Origin of the sequence: Planomonospora antibiotica, assembly GCF_014647955.1 — a bacterium.
GTDB lineage: Bacteria > Actinomycetota > Actinomycetes > Streptosporangiales > Streptosporangiaceae > Planomonospora > Planomonospora parontospora.
Window position 1 is genome coordinate 1 of sequence record NZ_BMQE01000085.1, and the last position, 13341, is coordinate 13341.

The window sequence follows — 13341 nt, forward strand, 5'->3', positions numbered from 1 at the left end:
GCAGAAACAGCCAAGTCGACAGCAGGGATCACGGCTTAACTACGCGGCCTTGCTCCTTGACCGGATGCTGATCGTCAACGCCCGTCACCTGCGACGGGTGCTGGTCACGTACGAGACCCACTTCAACGAGCACCGCCCGCACCGATCCCTGGGCCAAGCCGCTCCCCTTCGGTCCCTCCCCGACCCGGTCGAGGCCGATATCGAGGTCATTCGCCGTGATCGTCTCGGTGGGCTGATCCATGAGTATGCGCAGGCCGCATAGGGTGGCCGGGTTTCTGGCACCCACAGGGCGACCATCAACGACCGGGACTTCGCCTGCTCTGCCGACGGCCGCTTGATCACCGTGTTCAGTCTGCACTCCCGCCGAAGCAGGAAATGACGTTCCATCGAAACCGCAAGCCGAATCGACTTTGAAATCAAAGTACGTCGCTCAACGAGCTTCACCGATATGTTTGCCATGACACTCGATCGCCGGCAATAAATGCGAGTTTCACTCGGCTTGAGGCCCTGTCGTTGTCAGTGGAACTCGGGCGAGGCGATCTGCACCATCTCGCCGAGAACAAAGGCTCCTGTGCGCCCTCTCAGCCCGTCTCAGCTTCACCACAGGGATGCCCGCATAGCGTGCGGGAGCATGGCGAACACACCGCGCACCACGGCAGCGCTCCAGCGGTCGGATCATGAGTGAACCCGCGCGTACGGTGAACGGGCCGCCGCCCGGCCGATGGCGTCGGTGGTCGTCGTGGGCGGGGTATGCGGCTCTCGGCTGGGCACTGCTGTACGGCGGGTTCGGTCTGATCACGGCGCTGACCGGAACCCCGATGTTCTACCGTGCCGACGAGCCGCTGCCGGTCGCTCTGAACTGGATCAGCGTGGCCGTGGCCGCCTCGGCGGCGGTGACGGTCTCGGCCGCCGTACGGTCCTGGGGCCGACGCGTTCCCCGGCCGGTCGTCCCCGTCACGCTGATCGGGTTGTGCGTGCTGATCGGCGCGGCCGCATTCGGCCTGCTGATGGACGTGGTCACGTTGGTCTTCACCCAGCGTGTCGACAGCTGGACGGCGACCGCCAACCGGGCCCTGGCCGCGATCGGCGTGCTGCTGCTCATCGCCACGACCCGCGCCCACCGTTCCTCTGGCGCCTGCGTGCGGTGCGGTGCCGTCCACACCTCCTCCACCGCACGGAGCAGGCCGGAGCCCACCCCCGCGCCGCCGCGCGTGCGCGTGCTGGCCTACGCGGGCGCCGCGGCGTTCCTGCCGTACGCGGCCATGAAGACGATCTGGGCGCTGGGCGGGACCTTCGCCGGCGTCAGCGGAGCACAGATGCTGGCGACGATGGAGCGCAACGGCGCCTCTGGGGCGCTACTCGCCCTCGAACGCCGGGGCATCGACGCCACAGCGCTGCTGGCCGCGCTCGGGGTCTTCCTCATCTTCGGCCTGGTGCGGCCGTGGGGGCAGACCTTTCCCCGGTGGACGCCCGTCCTGCGCGGCCGGCGGGTGCCGCGCTGGCTGCCGCTGGCCCCCGCGCTGATCGGCGCCGCCACGCTCGCGCCCTACGGAGCGATCGGACTCGTCTACGCCGCACTCGGCACCTCAGGCGCGGTGACCGTCTCCCGAGGGGACTTCCCCACCCCGGGCGACGCCCTGCTGGTGACCTGGATCGGGCTGGGCGCCTTCGCCGTGTACGGCATCGCCCTGGCTGTGGCCGCCTGGTCCTACCTGCGCCGCACCCGGCCGGTCTGCGCACTCCTCGTCAGCCGACCCGCGACCGGATGAAGATCAGATGGAGCGAGCCGCAACACCACGAAAAACGATCACGCACAGCGAACGCTCGGGCACCGAACCGCAGGTCACCCTCACCGGCCGGGTTTCCGGCGCCCACCCGGTCGGCTAGCTGATGCGAACCCGGTCGTCGATGTGCTCGTGCAGCTCGGCGGCCCCGGTCAGCATGGCCCGGCTGAGCCCGGCCTGCACCAGCGCCGCGCCGCGGATCACCGCCGGCAGCGTGACGGCGAACAGCACGCCGATCGCGGTGGTCATGACCACGCCGATCAGGGCGCCGTCACCGAAGCCGAGCAACTCGGCCAGGCCGGTGTTGTCCGGGATCCCTTCGAGGATCCACCCGTAGATCGGATAGGTCAGCCCGGTGATCGCCCCGGCCCACCAGGTCACCGTGAGGCAGAACGTCACGATGGCGACCGGGAGGTTCACGATGCCGTACAGCAGATCCATCCAGGACTGGCCGCTGGTCAGCGGGTTCGCCAGCCGGCGGAACATCCCGGCCCCCCGCGGGGTGGGCCGGTAGCGCGGCCGGGCCACCGGGTGGCCGAGTACCTCCGGCAGCATCCGGCGCTCCAGATCGGCGAAGCCACGGGCGAGCATCAGGGACGCTCCCAGGATCGGCACCCCGACCCAGATGGCCACCGTCCCCACGCCGAGGGAGAAGCCGATGGCCATCAGGCAGAAGGCGACGATCGCCAGGGGGAAACCGAGGAGCAGGTAGCGGGTGTCGGTGCCGATGCGGCGCGTGAGGAGGTCCATGGGGGCAACGCTATGAGCCCCGGCCGGGGAGATCGATCCTGCCGGCAGGCTTCCCGGGGTAGGGCTGGCCCTATCCTCCCCGGTGGGATGGTCTCCATCCCGAAGGGGGCTGTCGGCCGCCGTCGGGTGGTGGCCGGGGCGCAGGTTGAAGACCAGGCCCAGCGCCCGCCGGCAGAGGGTGTGATCGCTGAGAGTTGCGCCGAGTCAGCGGCGCCCGTACGTCAGCCGCCGCAGCGCCGCCTCGGCCGGCCCCCTCCGCCCACCGGGTGCCAGCAGCGCGGCGAGCACCACGGTGGCCAGCCAGGCGACCACGGCGATACCGGACGCCGCGGCGTCGCCGACCCGTGTGCCGAGCCCTCCCGCGTACGGCGCGAACACCGCCACGAAGATCACCGACTGGAGGAGATAGCAGGTCAGCGACCACTGGCCGCACGCGGCGAGGGCCGTGACGACCGGGCCGGGACATCCGCGCCGCATCCGGCCGACGGCCAGTGCGATGATCGCCGCGTACGCGAGCCCGCCGGCGATGCCCGTCACGCTGTGCAGGGCGTACGCCGACACGGCCACCAGGTCCGACGGCGTCCAGATCCGGATGTCGACCAGCATCAGCGGCAGCCCGCCGGCGACGGCCAGTCCTGTGCCCATGACAGCGACCCGGGCGAGCAGGTCCCGATGCCCCACGGGGTCCTCCAGTATGCGGCGGCGAGCCGCCCAGATCCCGAACAGGAAGGCCGGCACCGCGCTGGCGGCGAAGTACGTGGGCGTCATCCCGGACCACCCGATGAGCCGCATCACGGTCGCCTCGACCGGGTCCGCCATGGCGGCGGGCGTGTCGCCCTTCGGTGCGGAGACGGTGAGCAGCCCGAAGCCGAACAGCACCACGACGTGCAGCACGAGCCCGGCGACGGCGGCCCGCAGTACGGACCGGTCCTCGCGCCGGATGAATCCGACGAGCACCAGCCCGATCAGCCCGTACGCGCCGAGGATGTCACCGAAGAACAGCAGCAGCGCGTGGCAGAACCCGAACGCCAGCAGCCACAGGCTCCGGCGGCGCAGCACCGTGCGCACCTGCGGCCAGCTCCTGCCCGCGGCGAGCTGCCGGTCGGTGAGCTGTACCAGGCCGTAGCCGAACAGGGCGGCGAACATGGGCAGCGCGCGCCCGTCCACCAGCAGGATCTGCACCCCGGCGACCAGCCGGTCCAGGGGACTGCCGTCGAGAGCGTAGCCGCGGAAGCCCGTCTCGTGGCCCGACAGGTACATGTGCGCGTGCGCCAACGCGATGAGCAGCAGCATCAGCCCGCGCGAGAGATCGGGCGCGAGCACGCGCCGGGTGAGAGGAGTGGCCCCGTGGACGGGGGCGAGGGGGGCGACGGACATGGCCGTCCCTTCAGAATTAGATACACGACTGTAGCTGAAACTCAAGGTACGATACAGCCGTGTAGCTAAGCAAGGGGGGGCGATGAGCGAACACCATGCCCGGACCCGCCGGCGCGGCGAAGAGCTGATCAAGGCCATCCACGACGCCGTGCTGGAGGAAGTGGTGGCGGTGGGTGCGGGGCGGCTGACCATGGACGCCATCGCCCGACGCGCGGCGACACCCCGCACCACCCTGTACCGCCGCTGGTCGGACCCGTTCGAAGTGCTCCTGGACGCCCTCTACCACCAGCACCCGGTCGAGGAGCCCACGCCCGGTGCCGACGACCTGCGGGGCGACCTCATCCGTGCCCTGCGTCTCATGGTCGAGTGGGCCCTGAGCCCGGCGGGCCGCGCGGTCGCCGCCATCCTCACCGATCCGAAGGGCGCCGCGCTGGTGTCCGAGGCGCTGTTCGAGCGGGTCTTCGCCGACCGGGGCGGCACCTTCACCCGTACCGTGCTGCAGCACTACGCCGACCGGGGCCGCTTCCCGGCCGAGTTGCTCACCCCGGTCGTGGCCGACATCGGCGAGGCTCTCGTCACCAAGCGCCTGATCGACACCGGGACGGCGCCCGGCGACGAGGACCTCTCGGCCATCGTCGACCAGGCGATCCTGCCCGCCCTCGGGCTCGGCCCGGGAGGACCGCGGGCAGCGCGCGCATGAGCCCGGAGGCCGACGCCCGCCGGAACGTCGAGGCGCCCCGCCGGCCGGAGCGCCCGCCGTACGGCCTCAGGAACCGAGGTAGCGCAGGACGGCCAGGACCCGGCGGCTGTAACCGGTGGTGTGGGACAGCGACAGCTTGTCGAACAGCGCGTTGACGTGCTTCTCCACCGCGCTCTGCGACACGTGCAGCGCCTGGGCGATCGAGGCGTTGGTCAGGCCCTGCGCCATCAGCTCCAGCACCTCGCGCTCCCGGCCGGTCAGCCGGGCCAGGGGGTCGGCGTGGGTGGTGCGCGCCAGCAGCTGCCGCACCACCTCCGGGTCGAAGGCCGTGCCCCCGGCGCCCACCCGCTCCAGCGCGTCCAGGAAGTCGCCGACCTGCGCCACCCGGTCCTTGAGCAGGTAGCCGACACCGTCGATGTCCCCGCTCATCAGCTCGGTGGCGTACTTCTTCTCCACGTACTGCGACAGCACCAGCACCTTCACCCGCGGCCGCAGACGCCTGATCTCCAGGGCCGCGCGCAGACCCTCGTCGGTGTGCGTGGGCGGCATCCGCACGTCCACCACGACCACCTCGGGCTCCCGCGCCTCCACCGCCTCGACCAGCGCCCGGCCGTCGCCGACGGCGGCGAGCACCTCGTGGCCCTCCTCCTCCAGCAGCCGCACGAGACCCTCGCGCAGCAGGATGGAGTCCTCGGCCAGGATCACCCGCACGGCAGCTCCGCAGTGATCACGGTCGGCCCGCCGACCGGGCTGGCCACGGTGAAACGGCCGTCCAGCGCGGCCACCCGCCGCGCCAGCCCCGACAGGCCGCCGCCCGCCGGATCCGCCCCGCCCACGCCGTCGTCCTGTACGCACACGACGACCATGGTGTCATCCCCGCGGACCTCGACGGTGACCGCGGTGGCGCCGGCATGTTTGGCCGCGTTGGTCACCGCCTCGCTGACCACGAAGTACGACACCGTCTCCACCGCCATCGGCGGGCGCGCGGGCAGCTCGCACACGACCTTGACCGGTACGGCGGAGCGCTCGGCCACCCCGGCCAGCGCGTCGGCGAGCCCGAGCGAGTCCAGCCCCGACGGGTAGACCCGCCAGGCCACCTCGCGCAGCTCGCCCACCGCCTGCTGCGCCTGCTCGTGTATCTGGTCGAGCAGTTCGGGCCGGCCCCGGCGCGCCCGCCCGGCCAGCATGGACAGTGCCACCAGCCGCTGCTGCAGCCCGTCGTGCAGGTCCCGTTCGATCCGGCGCCGTTCGGCGTCGACGGCCGCCAGCACGCCCGCGCGGCTCTCGGACAGCTCGGTGATGCGGCGCCGCAGTGCCTCGGTGGGATCGGGACCGAGCAGGCGCTGCGCCAGCCGCCGCTCCAGCGCGTACACCCCCACCAGGCCCGACAGGTCCAGGAACAGCAGCACGCCCCCCGCCAGGGCCGCGTAGGCCAGCAGCGGCGCGGTCGGCGACATGCCGTCGAACGGCAGCCCCCTCCCCCACGACCAGGCCAGGACACCGGCAAACCCGGCGCCGATGCCCAGCAGGACCACGACCAGACCGCCCAGGACGCCCACCGGTGCCCTGGCCGCCAGGTAGCGCATCTCCCGCCCGTCCCCGCGCACCGCGCCGAGTCCCAGCGCGGCGGGGTCCAGCCCCAGACGGCGGGCGTCCAGCACGGCCAGCCGCCGGGCCGCCTCCCGCACGCCGCCGCGCCGGGCGAACGGCAGCGCCGGCAGCAGGAAGGCCAGGTCGAGCAGGGCGGTGACGGTCCCGAGGACCACCGCCCCCAGCAGGCGCAGCCCCCTAACCGCGGAGCGCATGCCGCCCCTTGTGCCGTTCCGCCAGCCGGGTGCCCACGAAGACGACCACGGCCAGCAGCACCAGGCCGATCACCGCGTTGGTGCCCATCCCGACGTAGGTCTCGACCACGGACCAGTTCTCGGCCAGGACGTAGCCCGCCAGCACGAAGACCGTGTTCCAGACGAGGCTGCCGGCCGTGGTCAGCAGCGTGAAGACGCCCAGCGGCATGCGCTCCACCCCGGCCGGGACCGAGATGAGGCTGCGGAAGATGGGGATCATGCGCCCGAAGAAGACGGTCTTGCGGCCGTGCTTGAGGAACCACGCCTCGGTCCTGGTGATGTCGGAGACCTTCAGCAGCGGGATCCGGGCGGCCAGGGCCAGCGTGCGCTCGCGGCCGAGCAGGGCCCCCACCCAGTACAGCGCCAGCGCGCCCGCGACCGAGCCCGCCGTGGTCCAGGCCAGCACGCCCGGCAGGTTCATCTCGCCCTTGGCGGAGGTGAAGCCCGCCAGCGGCAGGATCACCTCGCTGGGCAGGGGCGGGAAGATGTTCTCCAGCGCGATCGCCAGACCCGCACCCGGCGCGCCGAGGATCTCCATCAGTTCGATCAGCCAATCCGTCATGCCTCGAAGGCTATGAACGATCACGATAGGCCCGGAATGAGGCGCGTGGCCGTCCCGGACTGCGGAAAACCACAGATCCGGGTGGACGAGCACCTCATTCCGCCGTCCGGGCCGTCGGGCGCGTCACCGCGGAGGCCGCCCGTCAGGCGCGTGACGAGTGACCGGTTCCCGGTGCCCGCCGAAAACGCGCCGGTAGTCGCGGGGAGGGACACCGTGCCGTTTGACGAAGTGGTCACGCAGGACGCCGTCGGAACGGAAGCCCACGCGGTCCGCGATCTCCTGGATCGGCAGGTCGGTGGTCTCCAGCAGTTCTTCGGCCCGATCGAGCCGCTGGTCGCGCAGCCAGGCGTGGGGCGTGGTGCCGGTGACCTCCCGGAAGCGGCGGGCGAAGGTGCGAGGGCTCATCAACGCGTGCCTGGCCAGGTCGTCCACCGACATGGCCTGGTGGAGCCGGGTCCGTGACCAGCGCAGGACGTCGTCCACGCGTGCGTCGTCGGCCCGGGGCCCGCCCGCGGCCCGGGCGTCCGGCGGGGCGGGGAGGTAGTGCACCTCTCCGCTCTCCCGGCGCGGCGCGACCATCGCCTCCCTCGCGACGGCGTTCGAGACGGCCGTGCCGTGCTCGCGACGCAGGAGGTGCAGGCACATGTCGATGCCCGCCGCCGCTCCCGCGCCGGTCACCAGGCGTCCCTCGTCGACGTACAGGGCCTCCGGTTCCACCGTGACCCGGGGGTGCCTCCCGGCCAGGTCGGCGACCAGGCTCCAGTTGGTGGTGGCGCGGCGGCCGTCGAGCAGACCGGTCCCGGCCAGCAGGAACGATCCCGTGCAGTAGGCGGCGACGATCGCCCCGCGTCCGTGGGCGTCGCGGATCGCGTCGACGACCGGTCCGCGCAGGGTCAGCGGTCTGCCGTCGGTGGGCAGCACGATGACCAGGTCGGCGGTGCCCATGGCCTCGGGCCCGTGCCCCACCTCCATGAGGTGGCCGAGATCGGTGCGGAGAGCACCGCGTTCGCCGGCGCAGACGGTGAAGCCGAAGGAGGGCAGTCCCCGCCGCGGAGGAGACCGCCTCTCCCCCTTCCGGCCTCCGCCCCGATGCCGTCCCCGCCGACATCGCCACCTTCACCGGCCGCGAGCGGCAGATCAGCAGGCTGAACGCCTACCTGACCGCCGCGGACGCCCATCCCACCGCGGCCAGGCTGTCGGTGATCAGCGGTACGGCCGGCGTCGGCAAGACCTCGCTCGCCGTGCACTGGTCCCACCGCGTGCGCCACCGCTTCCCCGACGGCCAGCTCTTCTACAACCTGCACGGTTACTCCGACAGCGCCGCCAAAACGGCCGCCGACGCGTTGAGCAGCTTCCTGACGGCCCTCGGAATGTCGCCGGCGAACGTCCCGCTCGACGTCGACGCCCGGATCTCCCTGTTCCGCACCATGACGGCGGACCGCCGGCTGCTGCTGGTGCTCGACAATGCGACCGGCCCCGGCCAGGTCCGTCCGCTCCTTCCGGCCAACCGCCACAGCGCGGTCGTCGTCACCAGCCGCAACGACCTGTCCGGGCTGAAGGTGCACGACGACGCTCCGATCGTCGAGCTGGACGTGCTCGACGGCGGAGAGTCCGCGGCCCTGCTGACCCGGCTGCTCGGTGCGGGCACCCATGATGCGCCGCCGGAGCTGCTGGGCGAACTCGCCCGGCTCTGCGCCCATCTTCCGCTCGCGTTGCGGATCGCGGCGGCGAACATCAGCCGGGGTGCCTACGGCACGGTGCAGGAGTACCTCACGGCGCTCCGCGCAGGCGACCGGATCGCCGAACTGGCGATCGACGACAGCAGGAGCACGGCGGTGGAGGCGGCGTTCGCCCTTTCCTACGCCGCGCTGCCGCCGCGCTCGGCACGGCTGTTCCGGCTGGTCGGTCTCGTACCCGGGGTGGACTTCACCCTCGACGCGGCCGCGGCCCTCAGCGGGTCCACCGCGGCCGAGACCAGACGGGAACTCACGCGGCTGGCCACCGCTCACCTGGTCGACCGGTACGAGCCCGGCCGTTACCGCTTCCACGACCTGCTGCGGCTGTACGCCGCAGAGCGCGCCGGCGCAGAGGAGCGCCCGGACGATGTCGCGAAGGCCGGGCAGCGCCTCTACGACTGGTATCTGCTGAGCGTCCGGGCCGCCGTCGAGCAGAGCCATCCCCACTGGGTCAGGCTTCCGCCGGGCGCGACGTCCGAGGGCGTGACGCCCGCCTCGTTCGCCGATCCGGCCTCGGCGTCGAAGTGGCTGGCCGCAGAGCACCGCAACCTCGTCGCCGCCGTCCACCATGCGGCCCGATCCGGTCCGCGGCGGGCGGCCTGGCTCCTCGCCGACGCGATGCGCAGCCATTTCTGGGCCAGCGGGAGCATGAGCGACTGGCTCTCGTGCGCGCAGGCGGCGGTGACGGCCGCGGAGGAGGAGGGGAACGTGCCGGGCATGGCCGCGGCCACGCTGACTCTGGCGAACGCGCACGCGTTCCAGGGACGGCATGACGCGCTCTCGTTGTTCACCAGGGCCCGCTCGCTCGCCGACCAGGGCGGATGGACGGAGGGCACCGCCGCCATCTTCGTTTCCAACGGAGGGCATGCGGGCGGCATCGACCGCCGGGCCCCGATGGGGCGCGGCAGCGAGCGGGCCGACCGCCGCGACGGCTACCGCGCCACCTCCGCCGCACCCGGGCGGGGCGCCTCAGGTCACCAGGCCCCTGCGGTAGGCGTAGACCACCGCCTGCACGCGGTCGCGCAGGTCGAGCTTGGTGAGGATGCGCGACACGTACGTCTTGACGGTCTCCTGGCTGATCACCAGGGCGGCGGCGATCTCGCTGTTGGACCGGCCGTCGGCGATGAGGCGCAATACCTCCAGCTCGCGCGGGGTCAGCGCGGTCTCGCCCGGTGCGGCCCGGGCGGGGCGGATGCGGGCCGCGTACCTGCCGACGAGCTGCCGCGTCACCTCGGGCGCCAGCAGCGCGGCGCCGGTCGCGACGGTGCGGATACCGTGCAGCAGCTGCGCCGGCGGGGCGTCCTTGAGCAGGAACCCGCTCGCACCGGCCCGCAGCGCCTCGTAGACGTACTCGTCCAGGTTGAACGTCGTCACCACGAGCACCTTGACCGGGTCCGCCACCCCGGCGCCGGCCAGCCGGCGGGTCGCCTCGATGCCGTCGAGCTCCGGCATCCGCACGTCCATCACCACGATGTCGGGGCTCAGCCGGCGGGCGAGATCCACCGCGGCACGGCCGTCGCCGCACTCGCCCACCACCTCCAGGTCCGGCTGCGCATCGATGATCGTCGCGAAACCGGTGCGGATCAGCTCCTGGTCGTCGCAGACCAGGACCCGGACCGGCGCCGTCACGACCGGTTCCCCGCAGGGATGCGGGCCCGTACGAGGAAGCCGCCCGCCTGCCGGTCGGCGCCGAACCGGCCGCCGACGGCTTCGACCCGCTCGCGGAGCCCGGCCAGGCCCCGCCCGCCCCCGCCGGGAGAAGCGGTCCCGGAACCGGGTCCGTCGGTGCTGACCTCCACGCTGATCTCCTTCTCGCCGTAGCGCACCCGGACCGCGGTGGGGCTGCCGTGGGCGTGTTTGAGGGCGTTCGTCAGGGCTTCCTGGACGACCCTATAGGCCACGAACTCGGCGCTGCCCGCCGATTCGGCCGGACCACCCTCCTCGGTGAACTCCACCGGCTGCCCGGCCCGGCGGGTCTGCTCCACGAGCGTGCGGAGCCCGCCGGCGGCCGGTACACCGACGTCGGCGTCGTGATCGGCTTTGAGCAGGTCGAGCATGTGCCGCAGGTCGGTGATGGCCCGCCGGCCGGTGTCGGTGACGGCGCTCAGCGTCGCGTCGAGGCGGTCGGGGGCGGCGGTCAGGTAGCGGGCGGCCTCGGCCTGCACGACCATCGCCGTCACGTGGTGGGTCACGACGTCGTGGAGCTCGCGGGCGATCCGGGTGCGTTCGGCGGCGCGGGTGGCCTCGGCGACGTGGCGGCGGCGTTCGGCCTCGGCGGCGCGGGCGGAGCGCAACCGGACGCCGATGCCCCACGCGAGGGCCAGGGCCAGGTAGAACACCACGTACCCCTCCACCTTCTCACCCGCGCCGAGCCGGTCGAGCGCGAGGGCGAGCAGCACGTACGCCGCGGAGAGGAGGACCACGGTGACGCGCCGGTGGCGCTCCAGGTGGGCGGCTGCGCTGATGAGCGCGATGGGCATCGCGTTGCTCGCCAGCACGTGGTAGGCGCGGAGCTGGTCGAGGACGAAGCCGAACGACACCAGGACGAGGCAGACGGCCGGCCATCTCCGGCGCACGGCGAGCGGAAGGGACTCCAGAGCGATCGCCACGAGCGCCAGCGCGTCGAAGGAGCGGATCGGCAGGTCGCCTACCTGCGTCCCCTTGCCGTGCAGCGCCGGCAGGAGCGACACGACGGCCAGCAGCAGTCCGAACGGCAGATCCCGGACCACGACGCCGCACCGCCGCCACCGGTCCGTGACCCGCCCCACGTCGATCATTGGGCGAGCGTAGCGGCCGCACCGCGCCACGCCGGAACGGCCCTCGCCCGCGGGCCGCGCCTGTCCCCCGCGCGAGCTACCGGTGAATGTCCACCGTACGGGGACGACCCCGGACCGCCGGTTCCGTAGCTTTACGACGCGGCCGCGGACGCTCCGTCCGCTCTCCCGCTGTGCCGCCGTGCGCATCGCCCCGGTGCCGGCTCCCTCACTGGAGGACAGGACCTCATGCTTCGCAGGATCAGGACATCCGCCGCGGCCGCGCTGTGCTGCACCGTACTCGGCGCGGGAGTCGCCGGCTGCGGCGGCGACGCGGTGGAGAACTGGGACCCCTTCGCCTCCGCCACGCGGACGGCCGATGCGGCCCCGGTCTCCGGGACCGGGAAGATCGACGTCGCGGGCCGGTCGGTGAACGTGTCCTGTTCCGGCGACCCGGAGGAGGGCGGGCCGGTCATCATCCTGATGCACGGGGCGGGCGACGGGCTGGACAAGCTGGCCGCCCTCCAGGAGACGCTGGGGAAGCGGAACCGGGTCTGCTCCTACGATCGGCTCGGCGCGGGCGCCAGCGACCGGCCGGACGGCCCGCAGGACTTCGCCGGCACCGGGAAGATCCTGACCGGGGTGCTCGACCGCGTCGCCGGTGACGGCCCGGTCGTCCTGGCCGGCCACTCGCTGGGCGGGCTGATCGCCGCCAGGTACGCCCCCGACCACCGGGACAGGGTCAGAGGGCTGGTCCTGATGGACGCCACCCCGTCCACGATGGCCGCCGACATCACGAAGGCGATCCCCGAGTCCGCCAAGGGCCCGGCGGCCGAGCTGCGCGCGCAGAACCTCGCGTTCTTCCGGGGCGAGAACCCGGAGAAGCTCGTCATCACCGACGGCGAGGTCCGTTCCGCCGGGAACATCCCGGTGGAGGTGATCCAGCACGGCGAGCAGTACCTCGCGGCCGTCCCCGAGTACGGGCCGCGCCTGGAGAAGGCATGGTCCGCGGGCCAGCGCAGATGGCTCGCGCTGTCCGGCGGCAGCAGGTTGAGCACGGCCGCCGCCAGCGGGCACCACATCTACCTCGACCAGCCCGATGTCGCCGTCCAGGCCATCGAGCGCGTCACCGCGGAGGCCGCCCGTCAGGCGCGTGACGAGTGACCGGTTCCCGGTGCCCGCCGAAAACGCGCCGGTAGTCGCGGGGAGGGACACCGTGCCGTTTGACGAAGTGGTCACGCAGGACGCCGTCGGAACGGAAGCCCACGAGGTCCGCGATCTCCTGGATCGGCAGGTCGGTGGTCTCCAGCAGTTCTTCGGCCCGATCGAGCCGCTGGTCGCGCAGCCAGGCGTGGGGCGTGGTGCCGGTGACCTCCCTGAAGCGGCGGGCGAAGGTGCGAGGGCTCATCAACGCGTGCCTGGCCAGGTCGTCCACCGACATGGCCTGGTGGAGCCGGGTCCGTGACCAGCGCAGGACGTCGTCCACGCGTGCGTCGTCGGCCCGGGGCCCGCCCGCGTCCTCCGCACGCTCGGTGAGGCCACCTCCGGCGCCGACGCCGACGCCTACAGGGACGAGAGCGTGCGGTTGTTCCACGAGATCGGCAGCGCCGAGGCCGCCCGGCGGCCCGGCGCGAGCCCGTGAGGCCGTGAGGCCGGAACGGCCGGTCACGGTGAGCCCGTGAGGTGGGAACGGCCGGTCACGATGAGTTGCGACGTTACCGCCCGGCAGGCCGTACGGCGTCTGCCCACGGTCGGACATACGCCTCTGCCCGGAGTCGCACCACCCGCCCGAACCCGCCCGCCAAGATCCGACCCGAGCCAGACGCGCGCACCCC

Annotated in this window: 14 protein-coding genes and 1 pseudogene; 5 read left to right on the forward strand and 10 right to left on the reverse strand. The window is 72.6% G+C overall.

Features of this window, described 5'->3' with window-relative positions; all coding sequences use genetic code 11:
• Together IEZ06_RS34580 and IEZ06_RS36940 are read left to right on the forward strand one after the other, a co-directional pair.
• Positions 1-262: integrase core domain-containing protein (locus IEZ06_RS34580; RefSeq protein ID WP_229799103.1), on the forward strand; the 262-nt coding region annotated here is incomplete at its 5' end.
• A gap of 415 nt (positions 263-677) precedes the next feature.
• A complete protein-coding gene (locus IEZ06_RS36940; RefSeq protein WP_203872397.1) occupies positions 678-1769 on the forward strand; it encodes a hypothetical protein in 1092 nt (363 codons plus the stop codon).
• 114 nt (positions 1770-1883) lie between these two features.
• On the opposite strand, the gene IEZ06_RS34590 is transcribed toward IEZ06_RS36940, so the two are convergent.
• Both IEZ06_RS34590 and IEZ06_RS34595 read right to left on the reverse strand, forming a co-directional pair.
• Positions 1884-2534, reverse strand: a complete 651-nt coding sequence (locus IEZ06_RS34590; protein ID WP_189240884.1) for a sensor domain-containing protein — start codon at positions 2532-2534, stop codon at positions 1884-1886.
• 204 nt (positions 2535-2738) lie between these two features.
• Entirely contained in the window at positions 2739-3911 is a 1173-nt protein-coding gene (locus IEZ06_RS34595) for a DUF418 domain-containing protein (protein ID WP_189240885.1), read from the reverse strand.
• Positions 3912-3993: 82 nt separating this feature from the next.
• Here IEZ06_RS34595 and IEZ06_RS34600 point away from each other — a divergent pair, with 82 nt between their 5' ends.
• Positions 3994-4611: a TetR/AcrR family transcriptional regulator gene (locus tag IEZ06_RS34600; protein ID WP_189240886.1), complete on the forward strand. Its 618-nt coding sequence runs from the start codon at positions 3994-3996 to the stop codon at positions 4609-4611.
• 66 nt (positions 4612-4677) lie between these two features.
• On the opposite strand, the gene IEZ06_RS34605 is transcribed toward IEZ06_RS34600, so the two are convergent.
• The 4 genes from IEZ06_RS34605 to IEZ06_RS34625 form a co-directional block, all read right to left on the reverse strand.
• Positions 4678-5322 carry a response regulator transcription factor gene (locus tag IEZ06_RS34605; RefSeq protein ID WP_189240887.1) on the reverse strand — a complete coding sequence of 215 codons (645 nt, stop codon included), beginning with the start codon at positions 5320-5322 and terminating at the stop codon, positions 4678-4680.
• Positions 5313-6416, reverse strand: coding sequence for a sensor histidine kinase (locus IEZ06_RS34610; protein WP_189240888.1), 1104 nt, complete (start codon positions 6414-6416; stop codon positions 5313-5315). The genes IEZ06_RS34605 and IEZ06_RS34610 overlap by 10 nt, the downstream gene beginning before the upstream one ends.
• The gene (locus IEZ06_RS34615) at positions 6400-7017 is read right to left on the reverse strand and encodes a DedA family protein (RefSeq protein WP_189240889.1); all 618 of its coding nucleotides are present in this window, start codon (positions 7015-7017) and stop codon (positions 6400-6402) included. The genes IEZ06_RS34610 and IEZ06_RS34615 overlap by 17 nt, the downstream gene beginning before the upstream one ends.
• 123 nt (positions 7018-7140) lie before the next feature.
• Positions 7141-7989: a GlxA family transcriptional regulator gene (locus tag IEZ06_RS34625; protein ID WP_189240890.1), complete on the reverse strand. Its 849-nt coding sequence runs from the start codon at positions 7987-7989 to the stop codon at positions 7141-7143.
• Between the two features lie 134 nt (positions 7990-8123).
• On the opposite strand from IEZ06_RS34625, the pseudogene IEZ06_RS37915 reads away from it, so the two are divergent.
• Positions 8124-8471 (forward strand): annotated as a pseudogene (locus IEZ06_RS37915) (AAA family ATPase); the annotation flags it as partial.
• A gap of 674 nt (positions 8472-9145) precedes the next feature.
• On the opposite strand, the gene IEZ06_RS34630 reads toward IEZ06_RS37915, so the two are convergent.
• From IEZ06_RS34630 to IEZ06_RS34640, 3 genes are all read right to left on the reverse strand, one after another.
• A complete protein-coding gene (locus IEZ06_RS34630; protein ID WP_189240891.1) occupies positions 9146-9589 on the reverse strand; it encodes a hypothetical protein in 444 nt (147 codons plus the stop codon).
• Between the two features lie 133 nt (positions 9590-9722).
• Positions 9723-10382 (reverse strand): response regulator, encoded by a 660-nt coding sequence (locus tag IEZ06_RS34635; RefSeq protein WP_189240892.1) that lies wholly within the window; start codon positions 10380-10382, stop codon positions 9723-9725.
• Positions 10379-11530, reverse strand: coding sequence for a sensor histidine kinase (locus IEZ06_RS34640; protein WP_189240893.1), 1152 nt, complete (start codon positions 11528-11530; stop codon positions 10379-10381). The genes IEZ06_RS34635 and IEZ06_RS34640 overlap by 4 nt, the downstream gene beginning before the upstream one ends.
• 225 nt (positions 11531-11755) lie before the next feature.
• On the opposite strand from IEZ06_RS34640, the gene IEZ06_RS34645 reads away from it, so the two are divergent.
• Complete coding sequence (locus tag IEZ06_RS34645) at positions 11756-12670, forward strand: alpha/beta fold hydrolase (protein ID WP_189240894.1); 915 nt, start codon at positions 11756-11758, stop codon at positions 12668-12670.
• Here the strand turns inward: IEZ06_RS34645 and IEZ06_RS36945 are convergent.
• Positions 12633-12992 (reverse strand): helix-turn-helix domain-containing protein, encoded by a 360-nt coding sequence (locus IEZ06_RS36945; RefSeq protein ID WP_229799105.1) that lies wholly within the window; start codon positions 12990-12992, stop codon positions 12633-12635. The two genes, IEZ06_RS34645 and IEZ06_RS36945, sit on opposite strands and share 38 nt — an antisense overlap.
• Positions 12993-13341: the final 349 nt, after the last annotated feature.

Bases quoted from the DNA above. Each gene is read 5' to 3' on its own strand.
- IEZ06_RS34640 (WP_189240893.1), bottom strand. From the start codon at position 11,530: ATGATCGACGTGGGGCGGGTCACGGACCGGTGGCGGCGGTGCGGCGTC.
- IEZ06_RS34590 (WP_189240884.1), bottom strand. From the start codon at position 2,534: ATGGACCTCCTCACGCGCCGCATCGGCACCGACACCCGCTACCTGCTC.
- IEZ06_RS34610 (WP_189240888.1), bottom strand. From the start codon at position 6,416: ATGCGCTCCGCGGTTAGGGGGCTGCGCCTGCTGGGGGCGGTGGTCCTC.
- IEZ06_RS36940 (WP_203872397.1), top strand. From the start codon at position 678: ATGAGTGAACCCGCGCGTACGGTGAACGGGCCGCCGCCCGGCCGATGG.
- IEZ06_RS34615 (WP_189240889.1), bottom strand. From the start codon at position 7,017: ATGACGGATTGGCTGATCGAACTGATGGAGATCCTCGGCGCGCCGGGT.
- IEZ06_RS34645 (WP_189240894.1), top strand. From the start codon at position 11,756: ATGCTTCGCAGGATCAGGACATCCGCCGCGGCCGCGCTGTGCTGCACC.
- IEZ06_RS34600 (WP_189240886.1), top strand. From the start codon at position 3,994: ATGAGCGAACACCATGCCCGGACCCGCCGGCGCGGCGAAGAGCTGATC.
- IEZ06_RS34595 (WP_189240885.1), bottom strand. From the start codon at position 3,911: ATGTCCGTCGCCCCCCTCGCCCCCGTCCACGGGGCCACTCCTCTCACC.
- IEZ06_RS34625 (WP_189240890.1), bottom strand. From the start codon at position 7,989: ATGGAGGTGGGGCACGGGCCCGAGGCCATGGGCACCGCCGACCTGGTC.